Below are 20,657 nucleotides of genomic sequence, written 5' to 3'. Positions count from 1 at the left end.
CGGACCCACCGGCGCGGCGGCGTCACCCCGGTAGGGTGGGCGCGTGACCGTTCCGCGCCGCCTTCTCCTCGTCAACGGCCCCAACCTGAACCTCCTGGGCACCCGGGAGCCCGCCGTGTACGGGACGGCGACGCTCGCCGACGTCGAGCGGGTGACGACGGATGCCGCGGCCCGCCGCGGCTTCGAGGTCCGTGCCGTGCAGAGCAACCACGAGGGCGTGCTGCTGGATGCCATCCACGCCGCCCGCGAGGACTGCGCCGGCATCGTCATCAACCCGGGCGGGCTCACGCACACCTCGGTGGTGCTGCGCGACGCCTTGTCCGGCGTCGGGCTCCCCGTCGCCGAGGTGCACATCTCCGACATCCTCTCCCGCGAGGAGTTCCGTCACCGTTCGTACGTCGCGGACGTCGCCATCGTCCACGTGATCGGCGAGGGCGTTCCCGGGTACGCCCGGGCGGTGGAGCTTCTCATCGACGCCGTCACAGGCCAGGCCGAGGGCTGACGGACCGGCGGGGGACCGGGCATCCCGTAGAATCGACCGTCGGCGCTCTCCGGCCCCCGGCCTCTTCGCCGGGCGTGACGCCCTCTCCTCTCGAACGAAACGGACCCGCACCCTCATGGCATCCACCGCAGACATCAAGAACGGCGTCGTCCTCAACATCGACGGTCAGCTCTGGAGCGTCGTGGAGTTCCAGCACGTCAAGCCCGGCAAGGGCGGCGCGTTCGTGCGCACCAAGCTCAAGAACGTCATGACCGGCAAGGTCGTCGACAAGACGTTCAACGCCGGCGCGAAGGTCGAGCTCGAGAACGTCGACCGCCGCGACTTCACCTACCTCTACAACGACGGCGAGGGCTTCGTCTTCATGGACGTCGCCGACTACGACCAGATCACGGTCGGCGCGGCGACCGTCGGCGACGCCGCGAACTTCCTGCTCGAGAACCAGCAGGTGCAGATCGCGCTCAACAACGGCAACCCGCTGTACGTCGAGCTCCCGGCATCCGTCGTCCTGGAGATCACCTACACCGAGCCGGGCCTGCAGGGCGACCGCTCGTCGGCCGGCACCAAGCCTGCCACCGTCGAGACCGGTTACGAGATCCAGGTGCCGCTGTTCCTCGAGACCGGAACGAAGGTCAAGGTCGACACCCGCACGGGCGACTACCTCGGCCGCGTCAACTGACGTCGGCGGCTGCTGACGATGAGCGCTCGTTCGAAGGCGCGCAAACGCGCGCTCGACATCCTGTTCCAGGCGGACGTCCGCGGCGACCAGCCGGCGACGATCCTCGCCGCCGAGGCGCGCCGCGCCGCCGGCGAGCCCGCACGCCAGGCCTCGTGGCTGTACGCCCGTGAGATCGTCGACGGGGTGATCGACAACCAGGACGCGATCGACGAGCAGATCACGACGTTCGCGAAGGACTGGTCCCTCGCCCGCATGCCCGCCGTCGACCGCGCCGTGCTGCGCATCGCCACGTGGGAGCTGCTGTACAACGACGAGGTGCCTGCCGCCGTCGCGATCGACGAGGCCGTGGAACTGGCGAAGGAGTTCTCCACCGACGACTCGGGCGCCTTCGTGCACGGCGTGCTCGCACGCATCGCCCGCGCGTCCTGACCGACCCCGGCCGGCCCGGCTGCCCCGACTGTCCGGAGCACTTGCCAGGATGGATGCCGTGACCCCGCCGTTCGTCGACCCGTCGCACATCCGCGGCCTCACCGACGCCGGCTCGTTCGAACGGGGCCGGGCCTATCTGGCCGAGGGCGCCGTGCAGCAGCTGTCGTGGGACCCGGCGACGTCCGTCATCGAGTCCGCGGTCGCCGGAAGCGGCGGCCGCACCTACCGCTGCCGCGTGCGCCTGGACGCACAGCGTCCCGACCGCCCGATCGCGGCGACGTCGTGCACCTGCCCCGTGCAGTTCGACTGCAAGCACACCGTCGCCACGCTGCTGGCGAGCAACCGTCTCGCCGGGTCCGCCCCTGCCGCCGGGGAGGGGACGTCGTGGCGCGCGGTCTTCGCCCCCTCGGCGCCCGCGCCGACGGAGCACGCGCCGCTCGCACTGGGTGTCGAGCTGCGCCAGCGCGTCCGCCGCGGCGCCTCCACGTGGGCGCCGGCACGGGTCGAGACGGCGACGCCGCGCGGCCTGCACCAGTTCGGCGCCGACGTGCTCGTCGGGCTGCGCCCCCTCCAGCGATCGGACCGGTCCGACGCATGGATCAAGGGCGCCGTCTCGTGGGACGCGCTGCGCCGGCCCGGCACCGCGTTCGACCCCGCGCAGGCGCGGTGGTTCGCCGAGCTCCACAGCATCGGGCGGGACGTCCGCTCCTTCGGTGCGTTCTCCGACGTCTCGGAGTGGCTCACCCTCGACGACATCGAGTCGAGCCTGCTCTGGCCGCATCTGGCCGCGGGGGCGGACCGCGGCATCCCCCTCGTCCCGACGAAGCGGGGCACCGTGGTGACGCTCGCGAGCACCGCGACGGTCGCCGTCCACGCCCGGCGCTCGGCGCGCGGCCTCGACGTCGCCCCGGTGGTCACCATCGACGGCGAGCGGGCGGATGCCGCCACCGTGCGTCCGGTGGGACGCACGGGCGTCTACCGCTTCGCCGTCGCCCGAGAGCGGATCGAGCTCGTGCTGGCGCCCGTCGCGCTCCCCGAGCCGGTGCCTCGGCTGCTCGGCGCGCGCGAGGTCGTCAGAGTGCCCGTCGAGGAGGCCGACGAGTTCCTCCGCGACCATCTCCCGAGGATCGCGCGCCGCGTGAGCGTCGAGGCGCCCGGGATCGATCTGGCGGCACCGTCGCGTCCGCAGCTCGTGCTGCGCGTCCACTTCGAGCCGAACCACCGGCTCGTGTACGCCCTGGCGTGGCGCTACGACGGGAAGGAACTCGGCTTCGACGCCACCGGCGACGACGGGGACGCCGAGACCGAGTCGGAGATCCGCGCCCGGGTCCACGGGCTGTGGAGCGAGCACGCGCCGGTGGACTTCGCCTCCTCGGGCTCGCTCTCGGGCCTGGACGCCGCCGAGTTCTCCTCGCGGCTGCTGCCGCTGCTCGAGGCCGACGCCGACGTCCGCGTGGAGGTCTCCGGCGAGCGCCCGCGGTACCGCGAGCTCACCGGCGACCCGCGCATCGGCGTGCGCACGGTCGAGACGACCGACTCCGACTGGTTCGACCTGGGGGTGGTCGTCACGATCGACGGCCGGCGGATCCCCTTCGGCACGCTGTTCACCGCGCTCGCACGCGGCCGCCGGCGGATCCTGCTCAGCGACGGCGCCTACTTCTCGCTCTCGCACCCCTCGCTGCGACGCCTGCGCGATCTCATCGAAGAGGCGGGCGAGCTCGAGGAGTGGGAGGCCGGCCCCCGGATCAGCAGGTATCAGACGGCCCTGTGGGCGGACTTCGAGGATCTGGCCGACGAAGCGGAACCCGCGGTGGCCTGGCGTGAGACGGTCGACGCGCTGCGCGATGCCGACGGCGTACCGGCCGCGCCGCTCCCGTCCGCTCTGCACGCCGAGCTTCGGCCGTATCAGCGGGCGGGGTACGACTGGCTCGCCTTCCTCTGGCGGCACCGGCTGGGCGGCATCCTCGCCGACGACATGGGCCTGGGCAAGACGCTGCAGCTGCTGGCGCTCATCGCCCACGCGCGCGAGAGCGGCGAGACCCGCCCGTTCCTGGTCGTCGCGCCCACCTCGGTGCTGTCGACGTGGCGCAGTGAGAGCGAGCGGTTCACGCCGGACCTGCGGGTCGAGGTCGTCGACGCCACGCGAGCCAAGCGGCGGCGGTCGCCGGCCGACGCCGCCGGCACGGCCGACGTCGTCGTGACGTCGTACACGCTGCTCCGGCTGGACGAGCGCGAGTTCGCCGGCCTGGAGTGGGCCGGTCTCATCCTCGACGAGGCGCAGTTCGTCAAGAACAGCCGCACCCAGGCGTACCGCGCGGCACGGGATCTCCGCACCGACGTCGTCTTCGCCGTGACCGGCACCCCGCTGGAGAACAGTCTGACCGAGCTGTGGGCGCTGCTCTCGCTCACGGCACCCGGCCTGTTCGCCTCGTCCCGGCGGTTCCGCGAGGAGTACGTGGGCCCCATCGAGAAGGGCAAGGTGCCCGAGAACCAGGAGGGCGGGGCCTACCGTGCCGCTCGGCTGGACCGGCTGCGGCGACGCATTCGGCCGCTCGTGCTGCGGCGCACGAAGGAGCTCGTCGCCGCGGACCTGCCTGCCAAGCAGGAGCAGGAGGTCCGCATCGAGCTGGGCGCCGCCCACCGCGCCCTCTACGACACCGTGCTGCAGCGCGAGCGTCAGAAGGTGCTCGGGCTCCTGGAGGACCTGGATCGCAACCGCTTCATCGTGTTCCGGTCCCTCACGCTGCTGCGGATGCTGAGCCTTGCACCCGAGCTCGTGGATCCCGCGCACGCGAACATCCCGCCGAGCAAGCTCGGCGCCCTCTTCGAGCAGCTGGACGAGGCCCTCGCGGAGGGTCACCGGGCCCTCGTGTTCAGCCAGTTCACGTCGTTCCTCGGCCTCGTCGCCGCCGAGCTGGAGAAGCGCGGGGTGGCCTACGCGTACCTCGACGGGTCCACGCGGGATCGGGATGCCGCCGTGGCCGCGTTCCGCGGGGGAGAGGCCCCGGTGTTCCTCATCAGCCTGAAGGCCGGCGGCTTCGGCCTGACGCTGACCGAGGCCGATTACGTCTTCCTGCTCGACCCGTGGTGGAACCCGGCCGCCGAGGCGCAGGCCGTGGACCGCGCCCACCGCATCGGCCAGCACCGCAGCGTCATGGTCTACCGCCTCATCGCCTCGGGCACGATCGAGGAGAAGGTCATGGCACTGCAGCGGCGCAAGGCGCGGCTGTTCCGCTCGGTCATGGACGACGACGCCCTCTTCGGGCAGGCGCTCACCGCCGACGACATCCGCGGGCTGTTCGACGCCTGAGGACGAGCACACGCGGGTGGATCGGGTTTTGCACGGCCGGTGCGACAGGTGCCCGCGCGAGCCTCGCCTAGAATCATCTGGTTCGACACGGGAGGACACCCATGCGCATCACGGGCCTCGGCCACGCCGGAATGTTCATCGAGACGGCGGGGGGAAGCATCCTCTGCGACCCTGTGATCGGCCCGACCTTCTTCGGGTCGTGGTTCCCGTTCCCCGACAACCGGGGACTCGACTGGGAGCGGTTCGGCAACGCCGACTTCCTCTACGTCTCGCACCGGCACCGCGACCACTTCGACCCGGCGCTCATGGACCGGTACGTGCCCAAGACCATCAAGGTGCTGCTGCCGGAGTACCCGACGGACGACCTCGAGCAGGATCTCCGCAGGCTCGGCTACGACGACATCATCTACACCCAGGCCGGCGTGCCGCTGGAGTTCGGACCGCTCAAGCTGATGGTGACGCCGCTGCGCGCGCCGAGTGACGGCCCGATCGGCGACTCGTCGCTGAGCGTCGACGATGGGACCGCCAGCATCCTGAACCAGAACGACTCGCACCCTCTGGATCTCGAGAAGCTGATGGCGTTCTCCAAGCCGGAGGCGTACTTCACCCAGGTGTCGGGCGCCATCTGGTGGCCGATGGTCTACGACCTGCCGCAGGACGCCAAGCAGAACTTCGCCAAGCTCAAGCGCGACGCGCAGAACAAGCGCGCGATGTACTACATCGAGAAGGTCGACGCCGAGCACGTCTTCCCGATGGCCGGCCCCCCGATGTTCCTGCGCGAGGAGCTCTTCCGCTACAACGGGACGGGGCTCGAGAACGACTCGATCTTCACCGACCAGCGCGAGTTCCTTGCGCACATGAAAGAGCTCCGGCCCGATCAGAAGGGCTACGAGTTCGTGCCCGGCACGGTCGTCGAGCTGAACGACGGCGAGCTCACGGTCACCCAGACGCTGTACACGGATGCCGAGATCGACCGCATCTTCGACGACAAGTGGGCCTACCTCGCCGAGCAGCGCGACTCCCGCCAGGACGAGATCCGCGCGGAGGAGGCGTCGCGGGCCCCGGTGCTCGCGCCGGATGAGATGCTCGCGGCGATCAAGGAGTGGTGGGAGCCGCTGCTGCGCCGCGCCCGCACGATCCGCAACGGCGTGGGCGGCGTGGTGCGCTTCCGCATCGGCGAGCTGGACATGGTCGTCGATTTCCCGAAGGCGAAGGTCCGGGAGTATGCCGGTGAGGAGTGCATCTACTGGTACACGATCCCCGCCGACCTCGTCTCCACCAACATCGCCGACCACGAGATCGACTGGTCGAACTCGATCTTCCTGTCGATGCAGTTCGAGGTGGGCCGCAGCGGCAAGTTCAACGAGTTCCTCACGACCTTCCTCAAGTGCCTCTCGCGCGACCGCATCGAGTACGTCGAGAACTGGTACGCCGAGCAGACCGACCAGACCGAGGACGCCCAGCTCGGCGACTGGCTGGTGCAGCGGCGGTGCCCGCATCTGCGCGCGGACCTCACCAAGACCGGGAAGATCGAGGACGGCGTGCTCACCTGCTCGCTCCACGACTGGAAGTGGGACCTCGCCAGCGGCAAGTGCCTCACCAGCCAGGGACACCCGATCCGCGCGTCGCAGGTGGAGGACGATCGCGCGGCGACGACGCCCGCCGCCTGAACCACCGCGCCGCCGTCTGGTTGTAGCTCATCTACAACCAGACGGCGGTCTGCTGTCGGTGCGGCTGTAGCAGGAGCGTCAATCTCGGGGCGCGCGTATCACTGCGGCTCCGATCGGGTCCTGATCACCGTGCCCGCCATCGCGGGCGATCACACCCGAAGGAGTCACGCCATGACCACCGTCCCCGTCCACGGCGCCGCCGGCGTCGTTCCCGCGTCCGCCGGCCGCCAGAACCCGCTCCGCGCCCTGATCGCCCTCGAGGCACGCGCGGAGTCCGCGCTCAAGGTGTCGCTGCAGCGCTGGAGCATCCCGGCGCTGCGCGTCGCGCTGGGAGCCGTCTTCGTCGTCTTCGGCGCGCTGAAGCTGATCCCCGGCGTGAGCCCCGTCGAGGCGCTGGTGAGCGCCACGTGGGAGAAGCTCACGTTCGGCATGGTCAGCGGCCAGGCCGCGTTGATCGCGACCGCCGTCATCGAGGTGCTCGCCGGAGCCCTGCTCATCGCCGGCGGCGCTTTCGCCCGAATCGGCCTCGTGGTGCTGGCGCTGGCGTTCGTCGGCATCCTGTCGCCGATCGTCCTGCTGCCCGCGGAGGTCTTCGGCCCGGTCGGTCCGACGCTGACCGGCCAGTACATCTTCAAGAACGTCGTGCTGATCGCCGCCGCCCTCGTGGTGGCATCCCGCGTCCTGCGCGGTCCCGCTGCCAGGCACTGACGTCGCCTCCACCGCGTGAAGGCCGGTCCCGTACGGGGCCGGCCTTCGCCGTGCCGTAGGATGGACGACGATCGCAGCAACCTTTAACACCGTCCTGTGAGGCGGAGAAGGGAGCCGGATGAGCACGCGCACCGTGCTGCACGAGGCCGACATCGCCCGGGCACTGACTCGGATCTCGCACGAGATCCTCGAGTCCAACAGAGGCCCCGACGGCCTCGTCCTCCTCGGCATCCCCACCCGCGGCGTCACGCTCGCCCACCGCATCGGCGCGCTCGTCGAGCAGTTCGGCGGAGCTTCGGTCGCCGTCGGCGCGCTGGACGTGACGATGTACCGCGACGATCTGCACCGCAACCCCACGCGCGCACCCCAGCCCACCCAGATCCCCGCGGGCGGCATCGACGGCAAGGTGGTCGTGCTCGTCGACGACGTGCTGTTCTCGGGCCGGAGCATCCGGGCGGCGCTGGATGCCCTGCAGGACATCGGACGACCGGCGGCCGTGCGCCTGGCGACCCTCGTCGACCGGGGCCACCGCGAGCTGCCCATCCGCCCCGACTTCGTCGGGAAGAACCTCCCGAGTGCGCGCGACGAGCGGGTGAACGTCCGTCTCACCGAGACCGACGGCCGCGAGGAGGTGACGATCGAGTCATGAGGCATCTCCTGGACACCCAGACGCTCGGCCGCGAGGACGCCCTGCGCGTGCTCGACGTCGCCGAGGACATGGCCGACACCCAGCAGCGCGAGGTGAAGAAGCTGCCGACGCTGCGCGGCAAGACCGTCGTCAACCTCTTCTTCGAGGACTCGACGCGGACGCGCATCTCGTTCGAGGCGGCCGCCAAGCGCCTGTCCGCCGACGTCATCAACTTCTCCGCGAAGGGCTCGAGCGTCTCCAAGGGGGAGTCGCTGCAGGACACGGCGCAGACGCTGCAGGCGATGGGGGCGGATGCCGTCGTCATCCGTCACGGTGCCTCCGGCGCCCCGCGCACGCTGGCCACGAGCGGGTGGATCAGCGCCGGCGTGGTCAACGCCGGCGACGGCACCCACGAGCATCCCACGCAGGCCCTGCTCGACGCGTTCACGATCCGCAGGCGCCGCTTCGGCCGGGAGAGCCGCGGACGCGACCTCGCCGGGGTCAAGGTCGCCATCGTCGGCGACATCCTGCACTCCCGCGTCGCGCGCTCGAACGTCTGGCTGCTGAACACGCTGGGCGCCGCGGTCACACTCGTCGCCCCGCCCACGCTCGTCCCGCAGGACATGTCCGGGTGGCCCGTGTCGGTCGTGTACGACCTCGACGAGGCGATCTCCGGCGCTCCGGACGCCCTCATGATGCTCCGCATCCAGCTGGAGCGCATGAACGCGGCGTATTTCCCCACTGAACGGGAGTATTCGCGCCGCTGGGGCCTGGACGCACGCCGCCTGGCCGCGCTCGGAGCCGATAGCATTGTCATGCACCCCGGACCCATGAACCGGGGCCTGGAGATCTCCGCCGAAGCCGCCGATTCGCCGCGCTCGACCGTGCTCGAGCAGGTGGCGAACGGGGTCTCGGTGCGCATGGCCGCGCTCTACCTGCTGCTGGCGGGAGCGGAGCGCACCACGGCCGACGACATCCCTGCGACGGACATCCCCGCGGCGGATCGCACAGCGAAGGAGAACACCCGATGAGCGAGACCTTCCTCTTCCGCGGAGCGCTGATCGAGGGCAGCGGCGCCGCCGACGTGATCGTCTCGGACGGTGTGATCGCCGAGATCGGCGCCGGCCTGAGCCGCATCGGCGCGACGACGGTCGACGTCGGCGGGCTCGTTCTTCTCCCCGGCCTGGTCGACCTGCACACGCATCTCCGCGAGCCCGGGTACGAGGCATCCGAGACGATCCTCACCGGGTCCCGCGCCGCCGCCGCCGGCGGCTACACGGCCGTCTTCGCGATGCCGAACACCTCACCGGTCGCCGACACCGCCGGCGTCGTCGAACAGGAGCTCGCCCTCGGCGAGGCCGCCGGGTACGTCACCGTGCAGCCGATCGGTGCCGTCACCGTCGGGCAGAAGGGCGAGCGCCTGGCCGAGCTCGGCGCGATGGCGGACTCCCGCGCCCGCGTGCGCGTCTTCAGCGACGACGGCTTCTGCGTGTGGGACCCGCTCATCATGCGGCGCGCCCTCGAGTACGTGAAGGCGTTCGACGGCGTCATCGCGCAGCACGCCCAGGACCCCCGGCTGACCGAGGGCGCCCAGATGAACGAGGGCGCCGTGTCGGCCGAGCTCGGCCTCGCCGGCTGGCCCGCCGTCGCCGAGGAGTCGATCATCGCGCGCGACGTCCTCCTCGCCGAGCACGTCGGCTCGCGCCTGCACGTGTGCCACCTGTCGACGGCCGGTTCGGTCGAGATCATCCGCTGGGCCAAGAAGCGGGGCGTCGACGTCACCGCCGAGGTGACCCCCCACCACCTCCTCCTCACCGACGAACTGGTGCGCGACTACGACGCGCGCTTCAAGGTGAACCCGCCGCTGCGCCGCGAGGAGGACGTGATCGCGGTGCGCGAGGGCCTGGCCGACGGCACGATCGACATCGTCGCCACTGATCACGCGCCGCATCCGGCGGAGGCGAAGGCCTGCGAGTGGCACGCGGCCGCGAACGGCATGGTGGGGCTGGAGAGCGCGCTGCGGGTCGTGCAGCAGTCGATGGTCGACACGGGTCTCATCACCTGGGGAGACGTCGCACGGGTCATGTCGCGGGAGCCCGCGCGCATCGGCCGGCTCTCGGGCCACGGCACTCCGCTCACCGAGGGCCAGCCCGCCTCCCTGACGTTCTACGACCCCTCGCCGCGGCGCACCTTCACCGCCGGTGACCTCCGCGGCCGCAGCGTCAACTCGCCCTACCTCGGGCGGGAACTCCCGGGTGACGTGCGGTGGACCCTCCACGGCGGCACGGCCACGGTCGCCGACGGCGCCCTCCTGGACGCACCGGGGGTCCGCGCATGACCCGAGAAGGCGCACTGGGCATCATCGTCGCCGTCACGGTCGTGCTCCTCGCCCTGCTCGTCTGGGCATGGCGACGACGCACCCGTCGTGACGCGCATCTCGCCGCTCCCGTGGGCGAGATCCCCCCGGGCGCCACCACCCGTTCGTCGTGGCCCGCGCTCTACGTGGCGACCACCCGGCACGGCCAGCCGCTGGAGCGCCTCGCCATCGGCGGCCTGGGCTTCCGCTCGCGGTCCGACGTCACGGTGACCGACGCCGGCATCGCCCTCGACGTGACCGGCCGGCCGCGGGTCTTCCTCGCCGCCGACCGGATCCAGGACGTCGCGCAGGCGACCGTGGCGATCGACCGAGTGGTCGAGCGCGACGGCCTCGTCCGCCTCGCCTGGCGCCTCGACGACGGCACCGTCGTCGACTCCTACTTCCGACCTCAGGATGCCTCCGCCCGCGCCCTCGCCGACGCCATGGCCGCCATCCTTCCCCCGACCCAGACGGGAACACGCGCATGAACTCCCTCTTCCAGACCGACCCCGCCGTCCTGGTGCTCGAGGACGGCACCCGCCACGTCGGGCGCGCCTACGGCGCCATCGGCACGACGCTCGGCGAGGTCGTCTTCTCCACCGGGATGACCGGCTACCAGGAGACCCTCACCGACCCCTCGTACGCGGGCCAGATCGTGCTGCAGACCGCGCCCCACATCGGCAACACCGGCATGAACCGCGAGGACCCCGAGTCACGGCGCATCTGGGTGTCCGGGTACATCGTGCGCGACCCCTCGCGCGTGGTGTCGAACTGGCGGGCCGACGAGTCGCTCGACGACGCGCTCGTGAACGACGGCGTGGTCGGCATCAGCGGCATCGACACGCGCGCCGTCACGCGCCACATCCGGTCGGCAGGAAGCATGCGCGGCGGCGTCTTCTCCGGCGAGGCCGCGGGGATCGACCCGGAGGAGCAGCTGCGCCTCGTCCGCGAGGCGCCCGAGATGGCGGGCCGGAACCTCTCGGCCGAGGTGTCGGTCGCGGCCGCCGAGGTCACGAAGGCGACGGGGGAGCGGATCGGCAACCTCGCGGTGCTCGACCTCGGCGTCAAGCGGGCCACGGTCGACAACCTCGCAGCACGGGGCTTCGACGTCCACGTGCTGCCGCAGGACGTCTCCATCGACGACATCCGCGCGATCGACCCGGTCGCGGTGTTCTACTCGAACGGCCCCGGCGACCCCGCCGCCTCGGGGGATCACGTCGACCTCCTCCGCGGCGTCCTCGACGACGGCCTGCCGTTCTTCGGCATCTGCTTCGGCAATCAGCTGCTGGGGCGCGCCCTCGGACTCGGCACGTACAAGCTGCCGTTCGGCCACCGCGGGATCAACCAGCCGGTCCTCGACAAGGCCACCGGCCGCGTCGAGATCACCGCGCACAACCACGGGTTCGCCGTCGACGCCCCGGTCGAGGGCGCGTTCGACAGTCCGAACGGCTACGGCCGCATCGAGGTGAGCCATGTCGGCTTGAACGACCAGGTCGTCGAGGGACTGCGCGCGCTGGACATCCCGGCGTTCTCGGTCCAGTACCACCCCGAGGCGGCGGCCGGCCCGCACGACGCCAACTACCTGTTCGACCGCTTCCGCGACCTGGTCGTCGCGACCCTGGAGACCAAGAAGAATGCCTAAGCGCGACGACATCCACTCCGTCCTCGTCATCGGATCCGGTCCGATCGTCATCGGCCAGGCGGCCGAGTTCGACTACTCGGGCACGCAGGCCTGCCGCGTGCTGCGCGAAGAGGGCATCCGGGTCATCCTGGTCAACCCCAACCCGGCCACGATCATGACCGACCCCGACTTCGCCGATGCCACCTACATCGAGCCGATCACCCCCGAGGTGATCGAGACGATCCTCGCCAAGGAGAAGCCGGACGCCATCCTGCCGACGCTCGGCGGGCAGACCGCCCTCAACGCGGCGATGGCGCTCCACGATCGCGGCATCCTGGACAAGTACGGCGTCGAGCTCATCGGCGCGAAGGTCGACGCCATCCGCAAGGGCGAGGACCGCCAGATCTTCAAGGAGCTCGTCCTCGAGGCGGGCGCCGACGTGGCCCAGTCCGTCATCTGCCACTCGATGGACGACCTGATCGAAGGCGCCGAGAAGCTCGGATACCCGCTGGTCGTGCGTCCGTCCTTCACGATGGGCGGCCTCGGCTCGGGCTTCGCGTACGACGAGGCCGACCTCCGCCGCATCGGCGGTGCCGGCCTGCACGACTCGCCCACGAACGAGGTGCTCCTGGAGGAGTCCATCCTCGGGTGGAAGGAGTACGAGCTCGAGCTCATGCGCGACACCGCCGACAACACGGTCGTCGTCTGCTCCATCGAGAACGTCGACCCGGTCGGCGTCCACACCGGCGACTCGATCACCGTCGCCCCCGCTCTCACCCTCACCGACCGCGAGTACCAGAAGCTCCGCGACATCGGCATCGACATCATCCGGGCCGTCGGCGTCGACACCGGCGGGTGCAACATCCAGTTCGCCGTCGACCCCGCGACCGGGCGCATCATCGTCATCGAGATGAACCCGCGCGTGTCGCGCTCGTCGGCGCTGGCCTCGAAGGCGACGGGATTCCCCATCGCGAAGATCGCCGCGAAGCTGGCGATCGGCTACCGCCTCGACGAGATTCCCAACGACATCACGAAGGTGACGCCGGCGAGCTTCGAACCGACGCTGGACTACATCGTGGTGAAGGTCCCGCGCTTCAACTTCGAGAAGTTCCCGGCCGCCGACACCACGCTCACGACCACCATGAAGTCGGTCGGCGAGGCCATGGCGATCGGTCGCAACTACGCCACGGCCCTGCAGAAGGCGCTCCGCTCGCTCGAGAAGCGCGGCTCGAGCTTCCACTGGGGCGACGAGGACCGGTCGGTGGCCGAGCTCCTGGAGATCGCGAAGACGCCCACCGACGGCCGCATCGTCGTCCTGCAGCAGGCGCTTCGCAAGGGGGCCACCGTCGAGCAGGCCTTCGACGCCACCAAGATCGACCCGTGGTTCCTCGACCAGATCGTGCTCATCAACGAGGTCGCCGAGTTCGTGCGCCGGGCGGGGGAGTTGGATGCCGCCACCCTCCGCATCGCGAAGGAGCACGGCTTCAGCGACGCCCAGATCGCGCAGCTGCGCGGCGACACGGAGGCCGAGGTGCGGGGCGTCCGCCACGGGCTGGGCATCCGCCCGGTCTACAAGACCGTCGACACCTGCGCGGGGGAGTTCCCGGCGCTCACGCCCTACCACTACTCCAGCTACGACGCCGAGACCGAGGTGTCCGCCTCCGAGCGCACCAAGGTCGTCATCATCGGCTCGGGCCCCAACCGCATCGGGCAGGGCGTCGAGTTCGACTACTCGTGCGTGCACGCGTCGTTCGCGCTCGCCGACGCCGGCTACGAGACCATCATGGTCAACTGCAACCCCGAGACGGTCTCGACCGACTACGACACCTCCGACCGCCTCTACTTCGAGCCGCTGACGCTCGAGGACGTGCTGGAGGTGCTGCACGCGGAGTCCCGGTCGGGGAGGATCCTCGGCGTCATCTGCCAGCTCGGCGGCCAGACGCCGCTGGGCCTGGCCAAGGGCATCGAGGAGGCAGGCTACACGATCCTCGGCACGAAGCCCGCAGCGATCGACCTGGCGGAGGAGCGCGAGCAGTTCTCGCGCCTGCTCGACGACGCCGGGCTCGTCGCGCCGCGCAACGGCACCGCGATCGACGTCGAGGGCGCTGTCGCCGTGGCCGAGGAGATCGGCTACCCGGTCCTCGTGCGCCCGAGCTTCGTGCTGGGCGGCCGCGGCATGGAGATCGTGTACTCGACCGAGGCGCTGCGCGACTACTTCGTGCGCATCGCCGACCAGGCCATCATCGGCCCCGGCCTTCCGCTGCTCGTGGACCGGTTCCTCGACGACGCCATCGAGATCGACGTCGACGCGCTGTTCGACCGTGAGGAGCTCTACATCGGCGGCGTGATGGAGCACCTCGAGGAGGCCGGCATCCACTCCGGCGACTCGTCGTGCACGCTGCCGCCGGTGAGCCTCGGACGCACCGACATCGACCGCGTGCGCGAGGCGACGCGCGCCATCGCCGAGGGCGTGGGCGTGCGGGGCCTGCTCAACGTGCAGTTCGCCATCTCGGCCGGCGTCCTCTACGTCATCGAGGCGAACCCGCGCGCCAGCCGCACGGTGCCGTTCGTGTCGAAGGCGCTGGGCATCCCGCTGGCCAAGGCCGCCGCGCGCGTCATGGCCGGCGCGACCATCGCCGAGCTGCGGGGCGAGGGCATGCTGCCCGAGCAGGACGGCTCGCGCGTGCCCCTGGACGCCCCGGTCGCCGTCAAGGAGGCCGTGCTGCCGTTCAAGCGGTTCCGCACGGCGGACGGCCAGACGGTGGACTCGGTCCTCGGCCCCGAGATGCGCTCCACGGGCGAGGTGATGGGGATCGACCGCGACTTCCCGACCGCGTTCGCGAAGTCCCAGGAGGCGGCCTACGGCGGCATGCCGCAGTCGGGCACCGTGTTCATCTCGGTGGCCGACAGCGACAAGCGCGCCGTGATCCTGCCCGCCCACCGGCTGCAGGAGCTGGGCTTCGACCTCGTCGCCACGGAGGGCACCGCCGAGATCCTCGCCCGCAACGGCATCGCGGTCGACGTCGTCCGCAAGTACTCCGAGACGCACGGCTCCGGCGACACGAACATCGTCGACCTCATCAACGCCGGCGAGATCGACATCGTCGTGAACACCCCCTCGGGAGGAGCGGCGCGCGCCGACGGCTACGAGATCCGCGCCGCGGCCGTCGCCGGCGACAAGGCGCTGTTCACCACGATGGCCGTCCTCGGAGCGGCGGTCAGCGCGCTGCCGGTGCTGCGCGACGGCTTCGACGTGAAGAGCCTGCAGGAGTACGCCGCCGACCGGCGGGCGGACGCATGACCTCATTCGGCGAGCGCATCCGCGCCGAGATGGCGGCGCACGGGCAGCTGTGCGTCGGCATCGACCCGCACGCGCACCTGCTCGCCGAGTGGGGGCTGGATGCCTCGCCCGCGGGCGTGCGCGAGTTCGGCCTCCGCGTGGTGGAGGCCGCCGCGGGACGCGTGGCCGTGGTCAAGCCGCAGGTGTCGTTCTTCGAGCGCTTCGGATCGGCGGGGATCGCCGCGCTGGAGGACGTGCTCGCCGCCGGCCGCGAGGCCGGGCTCGTGGTCATCGCCGACGCCAAACGCGGCGACATCGGCTCGACGATGGACGCGTACGCCGAGGCGTGGCTCGAACCCGGGTCGCCTCTGGAGGCGGACGCGGTCACGGTGAGCCCGTTCCTCGGCGTCGGGGCGCTGGAGGGCACGTTCGAGCTCGCGCAGCGCCACGGCAAGGGCGTCTTCGTGCTCGCCGCGACCAGCAATCCCGAGGCGCTGACCCTGCAGCGCGCGCATCACGCGGGCGGCGAGACCGTCTCCGCCGCCATCGTGCGGGAGGTCTCCGCGCGCAACGCCGCCGTGACGCCGGACGGCCGGTGGGGGAGCCTCGGCTTCGTCGTCGGGGGCACCGTGGACTGGGCGGATGCCGGGCTCCGGCCGTTCTCCCCGGTGGCGCCGATCCTGGGTCCCGGCTTCGGGCACCAGGGCGCCGAGCCGCACCAGCTCCGCGCGCGCTTCGGCGCGCTGTCGCAAGCGGTGATAGCGTCGGAGAGCCGCAGCATCCTGGCTGCCGGACCCGACCGGCTCGCCGCGCGCATCTCCGAGCGCGCCCTTCTCTACCGTGGTGAGTGACATGCCCGATTCGCGCACTGTACCCAATGGGGCTTCGCCCCATGCCTCCGGCGCACCTGGGCGGCCGCCCGAGGTCGACCGCGCGGCGGCATCCCGCCGTGCCGTCGCCGCCCGCCGCGAGCGCGCCGCACTGAAGAAGGACGTCGCGATGCGGGTGATCACGCCGCAGGAGCTCCTGCGGCGCGCCCTCGCCGACCCCTCATCACCGGCGGGCGCGATGCGCGTGCCCGAGTTCCTCACCGCGATCCCCGCGATCGGCGAGGGCAAGCGCGACCGCATCCTCCACGACCTCGAGATCTCGCCGGTCAAGCGTCTGGGCGGCCTCGGCTCGCGCCAGCGCGAGGATCTGCGGCGATTCCTCGACACCCGCTGGCCGGAGCTGGAGCCCCGCGGCGGCCGCAGCCGCCTCGTGGTGCTGGCCGGTCCGACGGCCGTCGGCAAGGGGACGGTCGCCGCCTACATCAAGGAGCACCACCCCGACATCCACCTCTCGGTCTCGGCGACCACGCGCGCGCCGCGCCCGGGCGAGGTCGACGGCGAGCACTACTTCTTCGTCGACGACGCCGAGTTCGATCGCATGGTCGAAGGTGGCGAGCTGCTCGAGCACGCGACGGTCCACAACGCGTACCGCTACGGCACGCCGCGCGGCCCGATCGAGAAGGCTCTCGCCGCCGGACGCACCGTCCTGCTCGAGATCGACCTCCAGGGCGCGCGGCAGGTGCGCGAGGCCGACCCGTCGGCGACCCTGGTGTTCCTGCTGCCGCCGAGCTGGGACGAGCTCGTCCAGCGCCTCGTGGGTCGCGGCACGGAGGACGCCGCCGAACGCGCACGGCGTCTGCGGACCGCCAAGACCGAGCTGGCGTCGCAGAGCGAGTTCGACTACCGCGTCGTGAACGACGACGTGGCCCGCGCCGCCGCCGAGGTCGCCGCCCTCGCGCACTGACAGCGGCCCGTCCCGTAGACTAGTGGGATGCCTCGGCACCCGAGGCCCGCAGACTCCCACTCCTTCCATCCGATCCAGGAGGTTTCGCCATGGCCGGAACGAACCAGGGCATCATCGAGCCCCCCATCGACAGCCTGCTCGAGAAGGTCGACTCGAAGTACCAGCTCGTGATCTACGCGGCCAAGCGCGCGCGCCAGATCAACGACTACTACTCCGACCTGCACGAGGGCAACCTCTTCGACAACGTCGGTCCGCTCGTGGACTCGACGGTCGAGGACAAGCCGCTGACGATCGCGCTGCACGAGATCCACGAGGACAAGCTGCGCCTTCGCCACCTCGAGTGACCTGTGACACCCTGATGCCCCCGTCGACGGAGATGTCCGTCCACGGGGGCATACTGGTGTCCGCCCCCTCGGCGCCCACGTCCGCGTCCGAGGCCCGACAACTGGAGCATCGATGACCGAACTGCGTCTGTTCACGTCCGAGTCCGTCACCGAGGGGCACCCCGACAAGATCTGCGACCAGATCTCGGACTCGATCCTCGACGCGATCCTCACCGACGACGCCGACGGACGCGTCGCGGTCGAGACGCTGGTGACCACCGGGCTGGTCCACGTCGCGGGCGAGGTGTCCACCTCGGCGTACGTCGAGATCCCGGCCATCGTGCGCGACGTCGTCAACCGGATCGGGTACACCTCGAGCGAGACCGGCTTCGACGGCGACTCGTGCGGCGTGAGCGTGTCGATCGGCGCGCAGTCCTCCGACATCGCCGCCGGCGTCGACAAGGCGTTCGAGCGGCGCGAGGACGGCTCGGAGGATCCTCACGACCTGCAGGGCGCGGGCGACCAGGGCATCATGTTCGGCTACGCCACGACCGAGACGCCGCAGCTCATGCCGATGGCCGCTTGGACCGCTCACCGCATGGCCGAGCGCCTCGCCGAGGTGCGCCGCTCCGGCGAGCTGCCGTTCCTGCGGCCCGACGGCAAGACGCAGGTCACGCTCGGCTACGAGGGCCACACCCCCAGAACGGTCGACTCGGTCGTGCTGTCCACGCAGCACCACCCCGACATCTCGCAGAAGGCGCTGCGCGCCGCCGTGCGGGCCGAGGTGATCGACCCCGTGCTCGAGGCGACGGGGCTCGACCTCGCCGACGTGAAGTTCTACATCAACCCCGCGGGGCCCTTCGTGATCGGCGGGCCCAAGGGCGACGCCGGCCTCACCGGGCGCAAGATCATCATCGACACCTACGGCGGCGCCGCCCGTCACGGCGGCGGTGCGTTCAGCGGCAAGGACCCGTCGAAGGTCGACCGCTCCGGCGCGTACGCGATGCGCTGGGTCGCGAAGAACGCGGTCGCCGCCGGTCTCGCCGAGCGGCTGGAGGTGCAGGTGGCGTACGCCATCGGCAAGGCCAAGCCCGTGGGACTGTACGTCGAGACGTTCGGCACCGGCACGGTGGCCGACGAGGTGATCACGCGGGCCATCCTCGAGGTCTTCGACCTGCGTCCGAAGGCCATCATCGACCAGCTCGATCTGCTGCGCCCGATCTACGCGCAGACGGCGGCGTACGGCCATTTCGGGCGGGAGCTGCCCGACTTCACGTGGGAGCGCACCGACCGCGCAGACGCGCTGCGCGCGGCCGCCGGGCTCTGACTGCGGCCGCGTGACCGCGGTGCACGACGAGCCTCAGCCCGACGAGGGCGACGCACGGCGTGGGCGTCGCATCGCCCGCGTGCTCATCGACTCCCCACTGCCACAGCTGGATCGCCTCTTCGACTACGAGATCCCCGCCGCGCTCACCGCCGATGCGGTCCCCGGCGTGCGCGTGCGGGTCCCGCTGCGCAGCGCAGGCCGGATGGTCGACGGGCTGCTCGTCGAGGTGGGGGAGCCCGATGCCGATGGGCGGCCCCTCTCTCAGCTCGAGGCCGTGGTGTCGCCGGTGCCGGTGCTGACCCCCTCGCTGTACGCCCTGGCCCGCAGGGCCGCCGACCGGGCCGCGGGTTCGGCGGGCGACATCCTGCGCCTCGCGATCCCCAAGCGCATGGTGAGGGCCGAGAAGGCCTGGCTGGCCGCAGACCCGCCGGCCCGTCCCGAGGTGGATCCCGCCCACGTCGCATGGGCGGACGACGTGCTGGGCGCGTATCCGGGGCTGGCGGAGGCGCTGGACCGCGGCGAGCGCCTCGCTGTCGACGCACCCCCCGTTCCGGCGGTGCTCGACGACGGGCGCGCGGTCGGCTCGTGGGCGGTGCTGCTCGCCGCTGCGGCGACGCACACGCTGGCCGCAGGGCGCAGCGCCGTGGTGGCGGTGCCCGACCATCGTGACCGCGCCCAGCTGGAGGCCGTGCTGGAGGCGCGGATCCCCGCCGATGCGCTCGTCCGCGACGACGCCAAGCAGAGCGGGCCGGCCCGCTACGCCGCGTTCCTGCGCACGCTGGACGCCGCGCCGTGCGTCGTCATCGGCAACCGGTCCACCGTGTACGCGCCTGTCTCCGACCCCGGGCTCGTCGCGATCTGGGACGACGGCGACCCGCTGCTCGGCGAGCCGCTCAGTCCCGGCGTCCACGCGCGCGATGCCGCCCTGCTGCGCCACGAGCTCGACGGCGGCGCGCTCGTGTTCGCGGGGCACACCCGCACCGCCGACGTGGAGCGCCTCGTGGCGATCGGCTGGGTCAGGGACCTCCCGGCCGCGCGGCGGATGAGCCCCCGGGTGGTCCTCAGCGCCACCCGTGAAGGGGAGTCGCGCGCCGCGCGCGTGCCCTCCTCGGCGTTCGCCGCGGCGCGCGAGGCGCTCTCGGGGGGACCGGTCCTCGTCCAGGTCGCGCGCCCCGGCTACGCCCCGGTCCTGGTCTGCGCGGCGTGCCGGCACCCGGCGCGCTGTCCGCACTGCGGCGGCCCCCTGCACGCCGCCCGCCACGGCGCGGTGCCGACGTGCTCCTGGTGCGGGCGCGCCGCCCACGCGTGGGCCTGTCCCGAGTGCTCCTCCACGATGCTGCGGATGGCTTCGGCCGGGAGCGAGCGCACCGCAGACGAACTGGGCCGCGCGTTCCCCGGCATCCGGGTCATCCTCGCCGACGGGGACCACCCCGTGATGCAGGTCGACGAGCGTCCGGCCCTCGTGGTCGCGACCCGCGGCGCAGAGCCTCTCGCTCTCGGCGGCTACCGGGCGGTGATCCTGCTGGACGGCGACCGGATGCTGATGGCCGACGACCTCCGCATCGGCGAGTCGTGCCTGCGCTGGTGGTCGAACGCCGCCGCCCTGGCCGCGCCCGGGGCGCCGGTCCACCTCGTCGGCGTGGCGGGCGAGATCGCGCGCGCGCTGGCCACGTGGACGCAGGCGTCGTACGCCCGCGCCGAGCTGGCCGACCGTGCACCGCTGCGCATGCCGCCCACCGTGCGGGTGGCCGCCGTGGACGGGCCGCGCACCGCCGTGGACACGGCTCTGGCGGAGCTGCGCCGGGCGGTTCCGGAGCTCGACGCGGAGGCCGTGCTGGGGCCGCTCCCGCGCGGCGAGGCGGTGCGGGCTCTGGTGCGCTTCGAGTACGCGCTCGGCGCGCGGGTCGCCGAGAGCCTGCGCGCCTCGGTCGTGAGCCAGGCCGTGAAGGGCAGGCGTCCGGCGAAGGGTCGTGCCCCCGCGGCCGCCAATACACTGAAGGTCCGGGTCGACGTGCCCGACCCCGACCTCTGAC

General features: G+C 71.7%; 17 protein-coding genes. All 17 read left to right on the top strand.

The window, feature by feature from the left end; all coding sequences use genetic code 11:
• Positions 1-43 precede the first annotated feature (43 nt).
• The 17 genes from ACWGUG_RS07945 (at position 44) to ACWGUG_RS07865 (ending at position 20,656) form a co-directional block, all read left to right on the top strand.
• On the top strand, positions 44-502 hold the full coding sequence (locus ACWGUG_RS07945) for a type II 3-dehydroquinate dehydratase (RefSeq protein WP_378880819.1): 459 nt from the start codon (positions 44-46) through the stop codon (positions 500-502).
• Between the two features lie 115 nt (positions 503-617).
• Positions 618-1,178, top strand: coding sequence for an elongation factor P (gene efp / locus ACWGUG_RS07940; RefSeq protein ID WP_336397984.1), 561 nt, complete (start codon positions 618-620; stop codon positions 1,176-1,178).
• 18 nt (positions 1,179-1,196) lie between these two features.
• Positions 1,197-1,607 carry a transcription antitermination factor NusB gene (gene nusB, locus ACWGUG_RS07935; RefSeq protein WP_378880815.1) on the top strand — a complete coding sequence of 137 codons (411 nt, stop codon included), beginning with the start codon at positions 1,197-1,199 and terminating at the stop codon, positions 1,605-1,607.
• 58 nt (positions 1,608-1,665) lie between these two features.
• Positions 1,666-4,917 (top strand): DEAD/DEAH box helicase, encoded by a 3,252-nt coding sequence (locus ACWGUG_RS07930; RefSeq protein WP_452324366.1) that lies wholly within the window; start codon positions 1,666-1,668, stop codon positions 4,915-4,917.
• Between the two features lie 101 nt (positions 4,918-5,018).
• Positions 5,019-6,587, top strand: coding sequence for a Rieske 2Fe-2S domain-containing protein (locus ACWGUG_RS07925; RefSeq protein WP_378880809.1), 1,569 nt, complete (start codon positions 5,019-5,021; stop codon positions 6,585-6,587).
• Between the two features lie 171 nt (positions 6,588-6,758).
• A complete protein-coding gene (locus ACWGUG_RS07920; RefSeq protein ID WP_336397981.1) occupies positions 6,759-7,295 on the top strand; it encodes a DoxX family protein in 537 nt (178 codons plus the stop codon).
• Positions 7,296-7,413: 118 nt separating this feature from the next.
• A complete protein-coding gene (pyrR, locus tag ACWGUG_RS07915) occupies positions 7,414-7,944 on the top strand; it encodes a bifunctional pyr operon transcriptional regulator/uracil phosphoribosyltransferase PyrR (protein WP_336397980.1) in 531 nt (176 codons plus the stop codon).
• Entirely contained in the window at positions 7,941-8,954 is a 1,014-nt protein-coding gene (locus ACWGUG_RS07910; protein WP_378880806.1) for an aspartate carbamoyltransferase catalytic subunit, read from the top strand. Before pyrR ends, ACWGUG_RS07910 begins: the two co-directional genes overlap by 4 nt.
• A complete protein-coding gene (locus ACWGUG_RS07905; RefSeq protein WP_452324365.1) occupies positions 8,951-10,261 on the top strand; it encodes a dihydroorotase in 1,311 nt (436 codons plus the stop codon). Before ACWGUG_RS07910 ends, ACWGUG_RS07905 begins: the two co-directional genes overlap by 4 nt.
• Positions 10,258-10,767 carry a PH-like domain-containing protein gene (locus ACWGUG_RS07900; RefSeq protein ID WP_378880802.1) on the top strand — a complete coding sequence of 170 codons (510 nt, stop codon included), beginning with the start codon at positions 10,258-10,260 and terminating at the stop codon, positions 10,765-10,767. Before ACWGUG_RS07905 ends, ACWGUG_RS07900 begins: the two co-directional genes overlap by 4 nt.
• Entirely contained in the window at positions 10,764-11,921 is a 1,158-nt protein-coding gene (carA, locus tag ACWGUG_RS07895) for a glutamine-hydrolyzing carbamoyl-phosphate synthase small subunit (RefSeq protein WP_336397976.1), read from the top strand. The genes ACWGUG_RS07900 and carA overlap by 4 nt, the downstream gene beginning before the upstream one ends.
• A complete protein-coding gene (gene carB, locus ACWGUG_RS07890) occupies positions 11,914-15,201 on the top strand; it encodes a carbamoyl-phosphate synthase large subunit (protein ID WP_452324364.1) in 3,288 nt (1,095 codons plus the stop codon). The genes carA and carB overlap by 8 nt, the downstream gene beginning before the upstream one ends.
• The gene (pyrF, locus tag ACWGUG_RS07885; RefSeq protein ID WP_336397974.1) at positions 15,198-16,031 is read left to right on the top strand and encodes an orotidine-5'-phosphate decarboxylase; all 834 of its coding nucleotides are present in this window, start codon (positions 15,198-15,200) and stop codon (positions 16,029-16,031) included. Before carB ends, pyrF begins: the two co-directional genes overlap by 4 nt.
• 1 nt (position 16,032) lies before the next feature.
• Complete coding sequence (gene gmk / locus ACWGUG_RS07880; RefSeq protein ID WP_452324363.1) at positions 16,033-16,974, top strand: guanylate kinase; 942 nt, start codon at positions 16,033-16,035, stop codon at positions 16,972-16,974.
• An 89-nt stretch (positions 16,975-17,063) separates the two neighbouring features.
• Positions 17,064-17,318: a DNA-directed RNA polymerase subunit omega gene (rpoZ, locus tag ACWGUG_RS07875; RefSeq protein ID WP_194398411.1), complete on the top strand. Its 255-nt coding sequence runs from the start codon at positions 17,064-17,066 to the stop codon at positions 17,316-17,318.
• A 112-nt stretch (positions 17,319-17,430) separates the two neighbouring features.
• The gene (gene metK, locus ACWGUG_RS07870) at positions 17,431-18,624 is read left to right on the top strand and encodes a methionine adenosyltransferase (RefSeq protein WP_336397972.1); all 1,194 of its coding nucleotides are present in this window, start codon (positions 17,431-17,433) and stop codon (positions 18,622-18,624) included.
• A 10-nt stretch (positions 18,625-18,634) separates the two neighbouring features.
• Entirely contained in the window at positions 18,635-20,656 is a 2,022-nt protein-coding gene (locus tag ACWGUG_RS07865) for a primosomal protein N' family DNA-binding protein (protein ID WP_452324362.1), read from the top strand.
• The last annotated feature ends 1 nt before the right edge of the window (position 20,657 follow it).

The organism is Microbacterium sp. NPDC055455 (assembly GCF_053619935.1).
Note: the sequence above shows the minus strand (reverse complement) of the source record. Positions and strands in the feature narration are given on the sequence as shown.